We start from the raw sequence: 17691 nt of genomic DNA, 5'->3' as shown, positions 1-17691 counted from the left end.
TTTATTAACCAAAACTGCGCTGCTCTTGTCTGTGCTCTTCTGACACTTTTTCGCCTTCTTTCTTGCCTTCTTCGATTTTGTTGTCAGTTTCTTGGATATCTTCTGCTTGTGCAGTAGGCGCATTGCCTTCTTGCTTACTTGCTTCTTCTGGCTCATATTGCAAGGTAGTCATCACAGGGAAATGATCAGATCCTACGGACGGCATACGCTGAATATCAACTACCGTAAAGCAGGCACTATGGAAAATATGGTCTAGAGCCCAACGCAGAAATGGGTATTTAACATGAAAGGTATTAATAAAATGTCGACCAATGCGAGGATCTAGCAAGCCAGAAATACGCTGAAAGCGACGAGTAGTTTTTGACCATGCGACATCATTGAGATCACCTGCCAGTATCGCCGTTTGGTCGTTTTCTTTTATATGTTTACCTACCATGAGCAGCTCAGCATCACGCGTGGTGGACTTATCAGCTTCAGTTGGACTAGGCGGCATGGGATGCAAGCAATATAACCAAATGACGCGGCCTCCTTGCAAACGCAATTGAGTATGAATAGACGGTATATCATCAATCATCAAGTACTTAACTTCAGGATCAATCAGCTCAAGCTTAGAGTACAAATGCATACCATATAAATTATCTAGTGGCACTTTCACGGTATAGGGATAGTCAGACTCGACTTGCTGTAAGGCTCGCTCCCATTTCTTATCACTTTCTAATGTAATTAAGATATCAGGCTGTTTTTGCTTAACCAAATCGACCAGCTTTTGCGTTTCGTCATTGGGTGTCAATACGTTTGATACCATGATTTTTATCTGATGCGCTTGCCCTTCTGGCTTATCTTTTGCCTTTTGAACTTCTTTTTTCCACAGCTTAGTATACGGCAGTACCATTCTCAGCTGAAATGCTAACGTACCGCTCAATACAACAAACAATATCCACTGCCATAACTCCCACTCTGAGAAAAACACTAACATGCCAAACCAAGCGATAATACCAAGCACCATGATTTGAATACGTGGAAACTCAACACCGCGCACCCACCAGTTATCCAGTGGCAACCAGCCCCAGATTGTGACAAAGGCGATGAATCCTGCTAGACCTTGTAAGGCGTAATATAATAGTGAGAGATCCATAAGTAGGTACTAACCGTTGATTAAAGTGTCGATAGAGCTGATGATGTATATTGGTTAAGCTGTAACTCACCTGACGTTAAATAACTAACGTCGAGTAATTGTGTTTGAGACTTACTTTAGCATTTCAGAAGATTCTCGCCTACTGGTGAGTCTCAATTATGCGACAACTATCATAAAACGTTACAATATTGGCTCATTCAATATAATGAGTGCTTTATTAACATCATATTTTTAAGGTCGTCAGATAGCCAAGTACCTCTTCAATAGTAATAACTTAAAGTTATAGTCGACATAGTTAATAGTATATGGAAAACGACCAAATAATAGCCAAAACGCCTTGCTTTTTCGCGCCATTCACGGCATTGTTATCGGTTGACGATGCAACAAATAATTGTAAATAGGATTGAACTTCATGAGTGATTTAACAGTAGGTTTGGTAGGCTGGCGCGGTATGGTAGGGTCAGTATTGATACAACGTATGCAGGAAGAAAACGACTTCAACGGTATCACACCCGTGTTTTTTTCAACCAGTAATGCTGGTGGTGATGCACCAAAATTCGATGGTATTGAAACCGACCAACTAAAAGACGCTCATGATATTGACGCACTTGCTGCTTGTGATGTGGTTATTACTTGCCAAGGTGGTGACTATACGTCAAAAGTCCATCAGCCATTGCGTGATAGTGGTTGGAACGGCTATTGGGTTGATGCGGCAAGTACGCTGCGCATGAAAGATGACAGCATCATCATTCTTGATCCAGTCAACCGTAACGTTATTGATAGTGCCCTAGCCAATGGCAAAAAAGACTTTATCGGTGGTAACTGTACCGTATCATTGATGCTGATGGCTATCGGTGAGCTGTTTAATAAAGGCTGGGTCGAATGGGTCAGCGCCATGACATATCAAGCTGCTAGTGGCTCTGGCGCAAACAACATGCGCGAGCTCATCAATGGCATGGGTGTGTTACGTGATGCCGTCCAAGAAGAATTGGCTGACCCTGCTAGTGCTATTCTTGAGATTGATAAAAAAATCGCTCAGACTCAGCGTTCAGCAGACTTCCCTAAACAATACTTCGGTGTACCATTGGCAGGTAGCTTGATTCCTTATATCGATGCTCAGCTAGAAAACAAACAGTCAAAAGAGGAATGGAAAGGCGGCGTCGAGACCAATAAGATCTTGGGTAATGATGAAACCAGTACGATTCCTATTGATGGTATGTGTGTACGCGTCGGTGCCATGCGTTGTCATGCGCAAGGCCTAACGATCAAGCTAAAAAAAGACATTCCGCTAGAAGAAATCGAAGCTGCACTCAAAAACAGTGGCAACGAGTGGTTGGACTTGGTCGAAGATGACAAAGAAGCTACCATGAATCGCCTAACTCCAGTGGCAGTGACTGGCACCTTAACTGTTGCCCTAGGTCGCTTACGTAAGCTTAATATGGGCCCTGAGTATCTAGGCGCATTTACTGTTGGTGATCAGTTGTTATGGGGCGCAGCAGAACCATTACGTCGCATGCTTAATATCATCCGTGAGCAAAACGTCTAACTCAGATAGCTTAAATTAAGCACAAAAAAGACAGCGATTGCTGTCTTTTTTTATGGGCTGATTACTATTCAGTTTGGTACGCAATCATCACCTCATTGCGACGTAAGAATGGTAGCGTCCAAGGTGGGTTATAACGGGCCAATTCAGGCTTGCCTGTAGGCATCAAATTCTGGTCTTGCATCCATGTTTGCAGCGCTTCGGTTTTTTCCGCTACTTTATCTTCTCCTGCGAGCCAAGAGAACTTAATCACACCGTATGTCTGTGCAGGCACTTCAATAATCTCAACGTTTGGATTGTTTGGTTTAGGCAACGTTTGCATTGTATATTTACTAGGCATCGTAAATTGCACGCGCCACTTACCATCGTCTTGTTGCATACTGACTGGTGCTGTCATGGCAATTTTCTGTGACTCATTATCACTTTCTTTGTTATCAGCTTGCATCGTGACAGGTGCCGTCATACTAAGTTTACTACTGTCTCCACTTGGTGCTGTGTTATTACCAAAAATATAGTCCGCTAAAACCTTAAATCCTTCACGACTTGCTGAGTCTTGGTCACCACTCACCCACGTTTGCGCTACTAGCTGCTTATCATAACGACGCAGCTCAAAGTCATCTACTTGCGTCAATACTGTGTATTTCGGCTCTTCGGTAGCCATAGCCCCTCCTGATATCAATAATGAACCACTCAATAATAAGTAAGCTGTCTTTTTCATATTATGTCTCCAGCATCTAAAAGCATGATGTGGTAATGATTATCACCTCACCTGTATAACTTCTACTGTATCAATAGACCTCTAGCACTGTCTGTGTCTTTTGGCGTGCTATCTGTATTTTTTAGTTATGGTAAAGCGGTATTGACCAAAGTGTATATCGAGCGTATATCGATGACACCTAATAACTATAGTCAAAGAACGCTAAAATGTATGCAAGGCAGCCGATTGAAAGTCATACAAGTAGTACATTTAGGGAGAGTAACGCCGTAGCAGTTCAGTGATTCTCTGACTATATGTCCAAAAAAACCGCTAACAATGCTATAATTAGCGCCATTTTCATAGCTTAAATAGCGGTTATCATATGCAATTTGTCTTACATAAAACGGCCAGCGGTGCAACGCGTGCACGCCGTGGTACGGTTCATCTCAATCATGGCGATGTGCAAACGCCTGCTTTTATGCCTGTTGGTACTTATGGTACGGTCAAAGGCATGCTGCCACGTGATATCGAAGCCATCGGTGCTGATATTATTTTGGGCAATACCTTTCATCTATGGTTACGTCCAGGTACCGAAGTCATTGATAAATTTGGTGGCTTGCATAAGTTTATGCATTGGGACAAACCTATCTTGACTGATTCGGGCGGTTTCCAAGTATTTAGCCTCGGCGCAATGCGTAAAATCACCGAAGAAGGTGTCAATTTTAAATCTCCTATCGATGGCGCAAAGGTATTTCTCTCACCAGAAAAATCTATGCAAATTCAGTATAGTTTGAACTCAGACATCGTCATGCAGTTTGATGAGTGTACGCCTTATCCAGCCACTCATGATGAAGCGAAAAAGTCGTTAGAGCTATCATTACGTTGGGGACAACGCTGTATCGATGAGCACAACAGACTGGGCAGCACCAACGCATTATTTGGTATTGTACAAGGTAGTATGTATCCTGATTTGCGTCAGCAATCACTTGAAGGCCTGTTAGAGATTGGCTTCGATGGTTATGCTATTGGCGGTCTATCAGTTGGCGAGCCTAAAGAAGAGATGATAGATGTCCTAGACTACCTGCCTGATGATATGCCAGCAGATAAGCCGCGCTATCTTATGGGTGTTGGTAAGCCCGAGGATTTAGTTGAAGGCGTACGCCGCGGTGTAGATATGTTCGACTGTGTGATGCCAACTCGTAACGCGCGTAATGGTCATTACTTTGTGACGGGCGATGCAGACAATGCTGGTGTGGTACGTATTCGTAATAGCCAATATCGCAATGATGAAGGCCCATTAGATCCTGAATGTGACTGTTATACTTGCCAAAACTTTAGCCGTGCTTATCTGTATCATCTTAATAAGTGTAAAGAGATGCTAGGTGCTCAGTTAGCTACTATTCACAATTTACGCTATTACCAACGTTTGATGCAAGGTATCAGAGATGCTATCGAGCAAGATAAATTTGATGAGTTTGTCAGCGAGTTTTATGCCAAACGCGGTCAAACAGTTCCTGAGTTAAACTTGCGTTAATCCTGTTTAATATTCATGAACGTATAACGATATCTGTTAAAATAAAAAAGGGCTTAAGAATAATCTTAAGCCCTTTTTCTGTGCTGCTTATATCACTTAATGGTCATCACTTAATGATTCAAATAGTGTCAATTCTGACTACTATCCCATCAATGACGTCACAAATACTACAATAACAGCGATTGGCGCGATGAATTTTGCAACGATTTGCCACAGCTGCCATGTACCATTAGATAAACCAAGCTCTTGCTGAATGTTACGTTGATCCATTTTCCAACCAACAAATACAATCGCAGCCAGACCTGTTAGAGGCAATAGGAACTTACTAGTGAGTTTATCTAATGCATCAAAGATACCATTACCCATGATAGTAAAGTCAGACCATAGGTTAAACGATAGCAATGCTGCAATACCTAACAACCAGATTACTGTACTTGCCACGATAGTCGATACAGTACGACTCATCGACGTACGCTCTTCTAACAACTCAACGGTTGGCTCAAGTAACGAGATAGATGAGGTAATAGCGGCAAAGGTAATAAGTAAGAAGAACAATGCGCCAATGATAGTACCCGCACCCATGCTACCGAAAGCAATTGGTAAACTTACAAAGATAAGACCAGGACCTGATGCAGGATCTAGACCATTGCTAAAGATGATTGGGAAGATGGCAAGACCAGCAGCCAACGCAATAACCGTATCCAAAATAACAACGGTACGTGCTGTTTTTAGCAAGTTCACTTCACGGCCCAAATATGAACCATAAGCAACCATGATACCCATACCAATTGATAGAGTGAAGAATGCATGACCTAATGCTGCAAGCATAACATCAGCCGTTAGTTTGCTAAGATCTGGCGTAAATAGGTAAGCAACTGCTTCACCAAATCCACCGTTCATCACGTTGTAACCAACGATAACGAACAGAATCACACCCAATAATGGCATTAAAATCTTAGCTGTTTTTTCGATACCACTTGTCACACCAATACCAACGATGACAGCAGTTAAAATCATAAATACCGTATGCCAGATCGTCAATGTACCAGCTGATGCAAGCATAGCATCAAAGGTTGCAGCAACAGAATCACTGTCTTGACCAGCAAAACTACCTGTTGCAACTTTAGTGATATAGTTCAGCGCCCAACCACCGATCACACTATAGAACGATAGGATTAAGAAGCCACCTAAGATACCAGTAGCACCAACGATGCCCCAGCTACGTGACTTACCTTCATTCGCTGCTACGTCTGAAAAAGTGTTGACTGGGTTTTTTTGACCACGTCGACCAATTAACCATTCAGCAACTAATATCGGAAAACCGACCAGCGCGATACAGAACAAATAGGCAATAACGAAAGCTGAACCACCGCTTTCGCCAACCATGTATGGAAATTTCCATATGTTTCCTAAACCAACTGCTGAGCCTACTGCTGCCAATACGAAGCCAAAGCTTGAGCTCCATTGGGCATGTTCTTGTTTATTGATAGCCATTTTTTCCGTCCTCGTGCTTCGATTAACGTTACTGATAATCTTCCTTGATCAACATAAATAGTCAGCCTTACCATTGGACTATTTAGTAAACGCTTCGATGTGAAACGCCCAGCAACATTAAGAAAGAATTGATTACAATATCGTAAACGCTCAGTTTCTGCTAAGCGACCAAAAAAGTCAAGTGCTCACAAATATAAAAAGCCATAACAAATAGTTATGGCTTTTATCTAATTCGCCTTCATTCCATAAGAATTTAGCTTATTAAAAGTATCAAACTCATCATTAATCGAGTTATGCTTTAATCGTGTTATGCTTTCTTTAGCGTACAACACCGCGGCTACTATTTTGTAATGAATCAATAAGTAGCTGAATTTTTGGCTCTTTAGCCAATAGCTCACTATGTAAGACTTCCAACGCTTGTGCAGTGGTCAAACCTGATCTGAAAATCGTACGATACGCTTGACGTAATACATTAATAGTTTCTTTTGACCAACCTTTACGGCGCATACCTTCGATATTAAGTCCATGAGCCTTTGCTGGATTGCCAGATACCATCGTAAATGCAGCCACATCTTTTAGAATTAGGCTGGCTCCGCCAATCAAGCTATAGTCATCTACTGTACAAAACTGATGTATGCCTGAGTTACCACCGATGATTGTATGGTCGCCAATAGTCACATGCCCCGCTACACCAACATTATTAGCCAGTACGTTATGATCGCCAATGACACAATCATGTGCGACATGGGTGTTTACCATCAGTAGATTATGACTGCCGATTTTAGTCAGCTCGCCGTCTTGCGCCGTACCGCGATGTAAGCTACAGGCTTCACGAATCGTATTGTGATCACCGATTTCAAGCCAAGTGCGCTCACCTGCATATTTCAAGTCTTGAGGATCTTCGCCAATACTAGCAAACTGATAAAACTCATTGTGTTGACCAATACGAGTCAGCTTAGTCACAACGACATGTCTATGCAAAACCGTATGCGCACCAATTGTTACTTCATCACCAACGATACAATAGGGCCCGATGATAGCAGTCTCGTCAATCTGCGCGGACGGTGAGATGAGTGCTGTAGGATGAATCTGACTCATAAGATGGGCCCTTGTATCATTTGATGCGAGTAAATAATAAAAAAGTATCGCTATTTCAGTCTTACTAACGAAGCTAATACCAGTTGCGTTGTCGAGTTTACATATAGCTGTTTATTGCAGTGATAGTGAGCGATTTCAATATCGCTCTTTGTACAGTATGGATTATTAAAAACTTAAGCACCCTTCGTGTTAGCAGGTTTTTGCTGCTCTTGACGCGCAATCATGATTTGAGCACTAGCAGCCAGTTCATCTTCGACATGGACAGTACAATCAAATTTATAGATACCATGCCTTTGCATCACGGTTTTTGCACGAATGATAAGCTGATCACCAGGAATCACACGGCGTTTAAAACGGACTTTATCCACACCTGCAAATAGATAGAGGTAACCGTCTTCTGCCGTTAGCCCTGCACTAATAAAACCAAGTACTCCTGACACCTGCGCCATCGACTCCACCATCAATACCCCTGGCATAATCGGCTCATCAGGAAAGTGACCGTTAAAAAACTCTTCATTAATAGTCACGTTTTTGATACCAGTAATACACTCGCCTGGCGTACAAGCTACAATACGATCTACCAGCATAAAAGGATAACGATGCGGTAAGTAATGCTTAATCGTATGATACGTCAATGGTAGCGTAAGACCTTGCTCAGCCAAGCTTTTAACGTCTTCATCAGTTGGGATATCTATATTGTTATTGCTCATAATGACGCTTCCTTGCTGTGTTTTGAATATCTATTATTTGTTTGTGTTTGCATTAGTTATTGCCTAGCTGACGAAAACGTACAGCAGCACGTCGCCAATTAGCAGTTGGCATTGCAGCCGTACCAGATGAATATGAGCCAGCGGTTTTAATGGATTTGGTTACCATGGTCATACCAGACAGAACAACATCGTCTGTAATCTCAATATGCCCTGTGATACCGACAGCCCCGCCTATTATACAGCGCTTACCTATCGTAGTACTACCCGCAATGCCAGTTTGAGCAGCAATAGCCGTGCCGTCACCGATACGAACGTTATGAGCAACTTGTACCAAATTATCAATAATCACGTGATTGCCAATAACGGTATCATCGATAGCACCACGATCGATACACGTCTGGCTACCAACTCGCACATAATCACCAATAATGACACGGCCTAACTGGGCAATGCGCTCCCAACCTGCGTTACTAGGATCTTTAGTAGGCGCAAACCCGAACCCTTCAGATCCGATGCTTACCCCTGCATGCAATCTGACGTGATTGCCAATGACACACTCAGGCCCGACAACGACTTGCGACTTAATCACACAGTCGGTACCGATACTAGTATTGGCCTCAACCACGACATGAGCATCGAGAGAGCTACGCGCCCCTATTTGCACATTGTCACCAATCACGCAAAAAGGGCCAATATTGACTTGCTCACCAATAACAGCACTGTCTGCAATCACAGCGCTAGGATGAATCCCGTTAGATAAAGAATGACGTGCAAACAGCTGACTGGCACTGGCATAAGCCAAATATGGATTTGAGACGACTAGCGCTATCGCTGAGGTAGGCACTTGGTCACGATATGCTTCCGTCACCAACACCGCGCCTGCGTCACTGCTAGCCAAGCTAGAGATATAGTGAGGATCTGCCAAAAAGCTTAACTGCTGCTGACTGGCCGTCGTCAAACTACCGACGCTACTGAATGGTTGACACAATTGCTCAGTATCAATCTCAGCCTTATTAACAATAGGCTGACGCTGCTCAATTCGAGTAATGAGTTGCTCAATCGTTATCATAATGACTATTAATAAAATATGGTTATAAATGAAACGGTCGCCAAAATACAATGCGTTTTGACGACCTACTAAGCTCTAATGATATTTCCGTCTATTTGAGATAATCTTTAAAACTGCTCAAATAAATGAGAATGATGTCATTAATTTAGAATGTATTACCAATCTGGAACTGGACTTTTTCAGTCTCATCGCCTTCTTTGTCACCAAATGGTACCGCATAGCTCAGTGAGATTGGACCAATTGGCGTATACCAAGTGATACCAGCACCCGCACTGTAGCGGAAGTCATTATCTTGGGTCAGCAATGGAACATCTGAATCATTAAAAGTACGATCTTCTTTGTCAGATGTGTCAAAGACCTGACCACCTTCAGCAAACAATACTGGGCGTACTTGATCTGCCCAATCACCTTTGAACGGCATTGGCAAAATCAGTTCAGCACCAAACGTTGCTAGCGCATTACCACCAACCTCTTCTGCAGTGAAGGTTTGGTTGTCTGGATCATTGACTGCATCAAGATAAACTTGTGATCTAGGTCCTAGAGTAGATGATTCATAGCCACGTACTGAGCCATAACCACCAGCATAGAAGTTCTCATAAAATGGCAAATCATTACCATAACCAAGCTTAGTATAACCACGCGCAATCACGTCTTTATAAATAGGGTAATATATATTGCCGCTATAAGTTAGCTTTTGGTAATTGGCATCGCCAAGACCGATGGTTGCATCAATCGCATGGCTCATACCTTTGGTAGGGAATACTGGACGGTCTAAAGTGCTGTAATCCCAACCAAACAATAGGTTGTAGGTCTGATAATCATTCTTGAAGGTAGCAACACCATCAGTATCAACTTCAGGCGTTTTTGTACCGCCCTCGTCTAGAATCTCTTGAACATTAGATATACCCAGATAACGACCACCACGAACCTTTGTGTTGTCCACATTCAGACCCGCACTCAGGCGTTTGGTTTCATCAATAGGATAACTATAGTTCAGCGTTGCACCATATGAATCGGTCACATAGTTACTAACGTTGTCGTCGTCATATTTGGTTTTGCGATAATAACCGCTGATACCTTGAGAAACACCATTTTCTGTAAAGTACGGATCGGTATAACCTAGGCTATAAGAATCACGTGTTTCTGAGCGAGAAAGCGCAGCCTTGACGCGGTTACCGGTACCCATGAAGTTGTTTTGAGTCAAATCCAACTGGAAAGTCACACCACCGCTTTGTGAGTAACCGGCTGCAATCGTTGAGCTACCAGAAGGCTGCTCTTCAACCACATAGTTTACATCAACTTGATCTGGCTGGTTAGGTACTGGCTTAACATCAACAGTGACATTCTTAAAGAAGCCAGTACGCATCAAACGCGTGCGTGACAGCTGAATTTTGTCATTAGAAGACAGCGTACCTTCTAACTGACGCATTTCACGACGTAATACTTCGTCTTGCGTTTTGATATTACCCGTAAAGTTGATACGGCGAACGTAGATAGGACGTGCAGGGTCGATATAGTAATCGACATCGACCATTTTAGTATCGTCATTGATACGTGGTACTGGTCTGATTTGGGCTAAGTAGTAGCCTTCGTTACCATAGCGTCTCTTAAGAGAAGCAGTGGTTTCGTCTAGTTTTGCTTGCGAGTATTTTTCATTAGATGCAAAGCTAACCAGCTCTTTTAGCTCACTATTTTCAAAGGTAGGTTTACCTAAAAAGTTCACTTCGCCAAACTGGTATTGCTCGCCTTCGCTTAGGCTAACTTCGATAAACACGCTACTCTTGTCTTCGCTGATGTTCAATACGGCATTATCAACTGAAAAACGCACATAACCATCGTTCTGGTACAGCGCCTTTAAACTTTCTAGACTTGCGGCTAGTTTTTCTTGAGCGTAACGATCAGACTTAGATAGTAGACGCGTCCATGAAGACTCTTTTACTGCGAAAACGTCTTTGATCTCTTCATCACTAAAGTGCTTGTTACCAATGATATTGATATCGACAACTTTAGCAGGCTTGCCTTCTACAAAGCGCACGTCAAGTTTCACGCGGTTACCATCAAGTACCGTTTGATCTACTTCGATATTACTATTGTAGTAGCCTTGGCTAATATATTGCTGTTGTAGCTCATTGGCCACACCTTGCAAAGTAGACTGTTTGAGCACGTCACCAGCAGACAGTCCAGCATTCTTCAATCCCTGCTCAAGCCCTTCTTTTGGAATAAGCTTGTTACCTTCAAAGGTAACTTCAGCGATTGTTGGACGCTCAATGACGTCAAACCTTAGCTTGCCACCTTCGACACGGCTTTGAATATCAGCAAAGTTCTCAGTTGCATATAGTGCCTTAATACTGGCAGCTAAGCTACTATCATTCACCGTATCGCCTACCGTAACAGGTAAGACCGGATAGAGGCTATCAGGGGTTAGGCGTTGTAAGCCATTAAAACCGATGTCAGTTACTACAAATTCTGCAGCCTGTACTGGCATACTCATCATCGCTACAACTAACGGCAACCCAGCCGCGCTCATAATTAAAGGCGTACGCATAAACACTATCCGTCAATAAAAAAATTGCTTAAGTTAAGTTAAAAGGCACGTATTGTCTAACCCGTGCGCATAAGGTTATAAACCCATGCAAGGGTAACTCAGAACACTTTATATAAATTGCATCACAAAATAAACTAAAAATTACGATTAGTACAGAGGCTGCGACACAGAGTAGCATGCCTATCATAACAATAATCAGCCTATAATAGGCGTAAAACCATTAGTATATCGTGCTTTATCAGCCATATTGCTCATCAGCTGACTAAAAGAGCCGGCTGATGTCATTACCAATTGCTAACACCATGAAACCTGCCAGCAAGAGTAAACCGATATTTAGACCGACCATTTGCACACCTTCAGACAGTGGCTTACCGCGAATCAGCTCAATAAAATGATAGACAATATGACCACCATCTAATACTGGAATCGGCAAAAGGTTTAAGACGGCAAGACTTAAGCTAATAAGCGCCGCTGTCGATAATACCATCTGCCAACTGATATCAAAGCTTTGTTTGGCGACTTTGGCAATGGTAATTGGCCCTGATAGATTGTCTAAACCAATCATACCTGACAGCATTTTTCCCATTGAGCTTACGGTCATTACTGCTAGCTGCTCAGTCTTTTCAAACGACTTAACTAACGACTCACTAGGACCGTAGACCACAGTGGTCTTGTAATCGTCAGGGATAATAATCTCAGTCTGATCCACCATTGCACCAATCTGTCCGTAATCATTACCCAAGTTGTCTTTTTTACCTTGGGGCATAATCTGCAACTGTACAGGCTTGTCATCACGCAACACTGTAAAGTTCAACAGCGTTTCAGGATTATCACGAATGATACGCGTCGCAGTAATCCAATCTTCGATTGACTCATTATTAATAGCAGTAATGCGGTCGCCAACCTTTAGACCTTGGCGGCTAGCGGCACCATCGGGAGCCAAACCGCCTACAATCGGCGCAATCTGCGGCTGCCATGGCAACATACCAAAGCTAGTCAATGCGTCTTTGCCTTGAGCCTCACCTTGCATAAACTGTGTGACGGGGGCTTGATATGTTTTAGTCGACTGATTGGTTTGGGCGTCTGACAGCAAGGTAATGCTGACATTATCCGTCTCACCCATACGTCCTGCAAGACGATAGTTAATATTTTCCCATGTCTGCACATCATGTCCATCAATCGCAACAATCTTATCACCGACTGGTAACTGTGCCATTGCAGCAGGCGTATCTGGTAGTACCTGTCCAATCTTAGTCGCCAACTGCTCAGATGGGGTCATAAATAGTACCCAAAATAGCGCGATAGCGATAACAAAATTCATGATAGGGCCAGCTGCAACGATAGCAATTTTCTTGAGCGGATGCTGCCGATTAAATGCAAGATGCTGCTCATCTTTTGCGACATTACCTTCACGCTCATCCAGCATCTTCACATAACCGCCGAGTGGCAATGCTGAGATACGATAATCGATACCGCTCTTTTTGCTGGTCCAACCAAAAACCTTAGGACCAAAACCGATAGAGTACGTTAGTACTTTGACACCGCAAAGCCGCGCCACAATATAATGTCCCCACTCGTGTAAGGCAATAAGCGGGCCTAAAACAAATATGGCGGCAAGAAGTGTTAGTAAAAACGTCATGATTTTTTCTCAGTATTGTCTCTCAGCATTTTTATCAACATCTTCGCTAATATCGTTTATCAATGTCATGTATCAGCTAAGAGACGCTTGCTACGATTATGTCAGCTTTGCTACCAACTTATCAGTCAAGTGGCGTGCAATCTTATCGATTGCCAATATATCTTCTATGTCAGTGGTTTCGTTCAATGGTGGCAGCTGTATGTCATTTAAGGCTTGTTCGTTAATATTAGCAATATCAGTCAAACGAATTTTCCCATCGAGAAATGCCGCTACTGCAATTTCGTTTGCCGCATTAAGCACAATCGTGGCTTGTGTTCCGGCTTGCATAGCTTGGCGAGCCAAACGCAGGCAGGCAAATTTTTGCAAGTCTGGTTCAATAAACTCCAAACCACTAAGTGCAAATAAGTCTAACGGCTGCGAGCCACTATCAATCCGATCAGGGTAGCTAAGCGCGTGCGCAATGGGCGTTTTCATGTCTGGACTGCCCAGCTGTGCTAAAAAGCTGCCATCGCTATATTCTACCATTGAGTGAATGATACTTTGTGGATGAATGACCACATTTATCTTATCTTCAGGCAAATCAAATAAGTGACAGGCTTCTATCAGCTCAAGCCCCTTGTTCATCATCGTGGCCGAATCGACAGATATCTTTTGACCCATTGACCAATTAGGATGTTTGACCGCTTCTGCGACGCTTGCCTGCTGCATTTGCTCGAACGACTGCTGCAAAAATGGCCCACCAGAGGCTGTTAACCATAGTTTACGGACACCATGATTTGACTGATGGATTTGCGTATTATCTTGCTGAATAGCAAGTGGTAAGCATTGAAAAATAGCATTGTGTTCAGAATCGAGCGGCAGCAAAGTGGCTTTGTGCGTCTTGACCGCATCGATCATAACCTTACCTGCCATGACTAAGGCTTCTTTGTTGGCCAATAAAATACGTTTGCCTGCACGGGCTGCTGCTAATGTAGACGGCAACCCTGCCGCCCCTACAATCGCCGCTACCACCGTATCAGTCTGTGAGTCAGTGGCAATATCTACTAATCCTGCCTCGCCCCCTACGACATCACTAGCAATCCCTGCTGCTTTAAGCCTGTTAGCAAAATCATCCACGGCTGACGTCGGCACACTGACGCGTTTCGGCAAAAACTGCTGACAAAGTGCAAATAGCTTATCTAAGCGATGATAGCCTGATAAAGCATAGACTTCATAGGTGTGCGGTTGCGCCGCTAATATTGCTAGAGTGCTATCGCCAATCGAGCCTGTCGCGCCTAGTACGGCGATGCGTTGCGTCATAACCATTAATGCCCATGATACTTAAAAATAATAAAAATAGAATATCGTCTGTTAACTATAAAGCCACTGCTCTGATATCTTCGCTGGCTATACTAATGCATTGCTCGCTCTCAGCTTACTTATACCAATATTATTGTGGATGTACCACAGAACAGGCTCAAATAGAACAGCGCTGCTATATAACCTTACACCACTATCAAACCAAGCTGCTGTATCGCCCAAAAGCCAAGGGCAAATATCGGTGTGGCAGACAGCAGCGAATCAATACGATCAAGGATACCACCGTGACCTGGCAAGATAGTGCCTGAATCTTTTACATCAGCACGACGTTTGAGCATCGACTCAAACAAGTCTCCAAGTACAGAGGCAAGAATAGTGATGGCCGATAACGCTACAAATGCGATTAACGGTAAACCGGTCAGCTGTAATTTGAAGACGCTAATAGCCACCACAACTAACAGCCCTGTGACGAGGCCACCAGCCAACCCTTCCATGCTCTTATTGGGTGAGACATTGGGTGCCATTTTTCGGCGACCAAGCTTGCGTCCGACGAAATATGCGCCACTATCTGCACACCATACTAATAAGAAAACATAGAGTAGCCACCATGCGGATAGCTGCCAGAGATAAAACATTGCGGTAATTGACGCGGTCAAAATAACCACACCCATTAGAGCTAGCTGTTTACCATACCATCTCGTCTGTGTCGGGAAGACCTTGACCCAAGACAGTGCCATCAGCCATATAACGAGTGATGCCACCCACCAAAACAGCCATATCACTTTAAACATCAGCGATATGAGCGTTATCGCCAACACTAACAAAACAAATACAGCAGGCTGGCGCCACTTAGGCATCAATTTGGCCCACTCATGAGCGGCGATAATGACCCCAATGGCCAACAGTGGTGCAAATAAAATAGGCGTTTGGCTCGCAAACATTGCAATACCAACGATAATAACGAGAACAATTGCCGTCTTAATTCGTTGCCACATACTTATCGAGCCTTATAATAATGAAGAACAGATGGTCAAAAAATGCATTATAGCAGCTAACTAACGATGGCCTAGTGATAGCGCATTCAATACCAATTCAAGCCGTTTATCATTGCATAAACCAACCCTATTGACCAGTCATACAATACTAACTGAACCGACCGGACTTATCTATCAGCTCGCTGCTCAGTGACCTTGCTGCTCTATCACTACTTGCTCGCTGGTTTTGCCAAAGCGGCGTTGACGTTTAGCAAACTCTGCGATCATCAAAGCTAACTCTTCTGCTGCAAAGTTCGGCCATAATGTAGGAGTGAAGAACAGCTCAGCATAAGCAGATTGCCACAATAAGAAATTAGAAATACGATACTCGCCGCCCGTACGTACCAGCATATCTACTGCTGGCGTATCGGCTAATTGTACGTAGTTACCTAACAGCTCTTCGCTGACATCTTCAGGTTTTAATTCGCCATCTTGCACTTGCTGAGCCAGCTGTTGTGCTGCGTTTGCGATATCCCACTGTCCACCGTAGCTAATCGCAATCACCAAGGTCATTGCGTCAAACTCTGCCGTCTTTTCTTCTGCGTCAGCCATTAGCGTTTGTAATGACTCACTAAGCTGACTACGGTCACCGATGAAACGCAAGCGAATACGATACTCATTCATGCGCGGCATTTGCTCATGAATCGTCGATGTGAGTAGCTGCATCAATAGTGCCACTTCACTAGGCGGTCTCTGCCAATTTTCGCTAGAAAATGCAAATACAGTCAGTACTTCAATGCCTGTATTGACACAGTAATCAACGACAGGGTCGAGCGCATCTTTGCCAGCCACATGTCCTTGACCGTGGCCCAAATCATTGGCCTTACCATAGCGATTATTACCATCCATAATGATGGCGATATGACGAGGAAGAATAGCGGGCGCCAAAACGGCTGAAGTGGACATAGGCGAACTTGCTTATTGTTGAGGTAAAATAATAATAACGTGTGCAACAGCGATTAAAAAGCGCCATTTATATAATTCACTAACTTATCATAATTGCGTCGTTAGTTTTTAGTACTCAGAATGCGATGGATCCAGTTCAATCAACCACACCTCTGGCTTGCTTTAGATATGGCTTCATATAGTTGATTCAGTTTAAAAGAGAGACAGGCCAACCGAGTGCAGATGTAACTGTGATACTTCAAGCGGGGTTAACGCTGTCGCTCTTTTATAAAGGATTGACTATATCAGTCTACACAATAATAAACAGCCAATAGCTATAAAGTATTGGCTGCTCAATTACAGATAATCTACCGAACTAATTCTTGCTATAAATACCAGATATATCAGTATTAAACTTCCATCAAATCGCTTTCTTTCTTACTCAAGCGAGCATCAATCGTTTCGATATATTTGTCAGTGATTTTTTGAATATCATCACTAGCGCGGCGCTCATCATCTTCTGAGATTTCTTTTTCTTTTGCCAAGTCTTTGATGTCATTCATCATGTCACGGCGAATGTTACGGATAGACACTCGGCTGCTCTCAGCTTCACCACGTGCAAGTTTCTGCATATCGCGACGGGTATCTTCTGTCAATGCTGGCATCGGCACGCGAATCACATCAGCAGACATTGGGTTTAGACCCAAATCTGCTTCACGAATGGCCTTATCTACTGCTTGTACCATCGTACGGTCAAACGGTTGAACCAACAAAGTACGCGAATCTTCAACGTTGACGCTTGCCACTTGGTTCAATGGTGTATCAGAACCGTAGTAGCTAACCATCACACCTGACAACATACCTGGATGCGCACGGCCAGTACGAACTTTACTGAAAGTGCTTTCAAGCGCTTCCAATGTCTTTTGCATGCGTGCTTCGCCGTCTTGTTTAATCTCTTTAATCATTGTGTATCCTTATTTATCGTTACCGACAAATTTTTTATTTGCTA

Annotated in this window: 14 protein-coding genes; 2 read left to right on the top strand and 12 right to left on the bottom strand. The window is 43.3% G+C overall.

The window, feature by feature from the left end; all coding sequences use genetic code 11:
• Window positions 1-4: 4 nt before the first annotated feature.
• The gene (locus ABFV72_RS00650) at window positions 5-1135 is read right to left on the bottom strand and encodes an endonuclease/exonuclease/phosphatase family protein (RefSeq protein WP_347161825.1); all 1131 of its coding nucleotides are present in this window, start codon (window positions 1133-1135) and stop codon (window positions 5-7) included.
• A gap of 412 nt (window positions 1136-1547) precedes the next feature.
• On the opposite strand from ABFV72_RS00650, the gene asd reads away from it, so the two are divergent.
• Complete coding sequence (asd, locus tag ABFV72_RS00645) at window positions 1548-2681, top strand: aspartate-semialdehyde dehydrogenase (RefSeq protein ID WP_347161824.1); 1134 nt, start codon at window positions 1548-1550, stop codon at window positions 2679-2681.
• Window positions 2682-2745: 64 nt separating this feature from the next.
• On the opposite strand, the gene ABFV72_RS00640 is transcribed toward asd, so the two are convergent.
• The gene (locus ABFV72_RS00640; protein ID WP_347161823.1) at window positions 2746-3396 is read right to left on the bottom strand and encodes an SOUL family heme-binding protein; all 651 of its coding nucleotides are present in this window, start codon (window positions 3394-3396) and stop codon (window positions 2746-2748) included.
• Window positions 3397-3757: 361 nt separating this feature from the next.
• On the opposite strand from ABFV72_RS00640, the gene tgt reads away from it, so the two are divergent.
• Window positions 3758-4909: a tRNA guanosine(34) transglycosylase Tgt gene (gene tgt / locus ABFV72_RS00635; protein WP_057759140.1), complete on the top strand. Its 1152-nt coding sequence runs from the start codon at window positions 3758-3760 to the stop codon at window positions 4907-4909.
• Between the two features lie 141 nt (window positions 4910-5050).
• Here tgt and ABFV72_RS00630 read toward each other — a convergent pair whose 3' ends face one another.
• From ABFV72_RS00630 to frr, 10 genes are all read right to left on the bottom strand, one after another.
• Window positions 5051-6403 carry a sodium-dependent transporter gene (locus ABFV72_RS00630; RefSeq protein WP_347161820.1) on the bottom strand — a complete coding sequence of 451 codons (1353 nt, stop codon included), beginning with the start codon at window positions 6401-6403 and terminating at the stop codon, window positions 5051-5053.
• Between the two features lie 318 nt (window positions 6404-6721).
• Window positions 6722-7501, bottom strand: coding sequence for an acyl-ACP--UDP-N-acetylglucosamine O-acyltransferase (gene lpxA / locus ABFV72_RS00625; protein WP_347161819.1), 780 nt, complete (start codon window positions 7499-7501; stop codon window positions 6722-6724).
• Window positions 7502-7674: 173 nt separating this feature from the next.
• Window positions 7675-8211 carry a 3-hydroxyacyl-ACP dehydratase FabZ gene (fabZ, locus tag ABFV72_RS00620; RefSeq protein ID WP_057759133.1) on the bottom strand — a complete coding sequence of 179 codons (537 nt, stop codon included), beginning with the start codon at window positions 8209-8211 and terminating at the stop codon, window positions 7675-7677.
• Between the two features lie 52 nt (window positions 8212-8263).
• Window positions 8264-9280 carry a UDP-3-O-(3-hydroxymyristoyl)glucosamine N-acyltransferase gene (gene lpxD, locus ABFV72_RS00615; RefSeq protein ID WP_347161816.1) on the bottom strand — a complete coding sequence of 339 codons (1017 nt, stop codon included), beginning with the start codon at window positions 9278-9280 and terminating at the stop codon, window positions 8264-8266.
• A gap of 145 nt (window positions 9281-9425) precedes the next feature.
• Window positions 9426-11825, bottom strand: a complete 2400-nt coding sequence (bamA, locus tag ABFV72_RS00610) for an outer membrane protein assembly factor BamA (protein ID WP_347161815.1) — start codon at window positions 11823-11825, stop codon at window positions 9426-9428.
• A 262-nt stretch (window positions 11826-12087) separates the two neighbouring features.
• Window positions 12088-13464 (bottom strand): RIP metalloprotease RseP, encoded by a 1377-nt coding sequence (gene rseP / locus ABFV72_RS00605; RefSeq protein ID WP_102094404.1) that lies wholly within the window; start codon window positions 13462-13464, stop codon window positions 12088-12090.
• Window positions 13465-13560: 96 nt separating this feature from the next.
• Window positions 13561-14769 (bottom strand): 1-deoxy-D-xylulose-5-phosphate reductoisomerase, encoded by a 1209-nt coding sequence (gene ispC / locus ABFV72_RS00600; RefSeq protein WP_347161813.1) that lies wholly within the window; start codon window positions 14767-14769, stop codon window positions 13561-13563.
• A 179-nt stretch (window positions 14770-14948) separates the two neighbouring features.
• Entirely contained in the window at window positions 14949-15758 is an 810-nt protein-coding gene (locus ABFV72_RS00595) for a phosphatidate cytidylyltransferase (RefSeq protein ID WP_347161811.1), read from the bottom strand.
• Between the two features lie 186 nt (window positions 15759-15944).
• On the bottom strand, window positions 15945-16703 hold the full coding sequence (gene uppS, locus ABFV72_RS00590) for a polyprenyl diphosphate synthase (protein WP_347161809.1): 759 nt from the start codon (window positions 16701-16703) through the stop codon (window positions 15945-15947).
• Window positions 16704-17092: 389 nt separating this feature from the next.
• Window positions 17093-17647 (bottom strand): ribosome recycling factor, encoded by a 555-nt coding sequence (frr, locus tag ABFV72_RS00585; RefSeq protein ID WP_057759123.1) that lies wholly within the window; start codon window positions 17645-17647, stop codon window positions 17093-17095.
• Window positions 17648-17691 lie beyond the last annotated feature (44 nt).

This window comes from Psychrobacter proteolyticus (assembly GCF_039762275.1).
In the GTDB taxonomy this organism is placed as follows: domain Bacteria; phylum Pseudomonadota; class Gammaproteobacteria; order Pseudomonadales; family Moraxellaceae; genus Psychrobacter; species Psychrobacter proteolyticus_C.
Note: the sequence above shows the minus strand (reverse complement) of the source record. Positions and strands in the feature narration are given on the sequence as shown.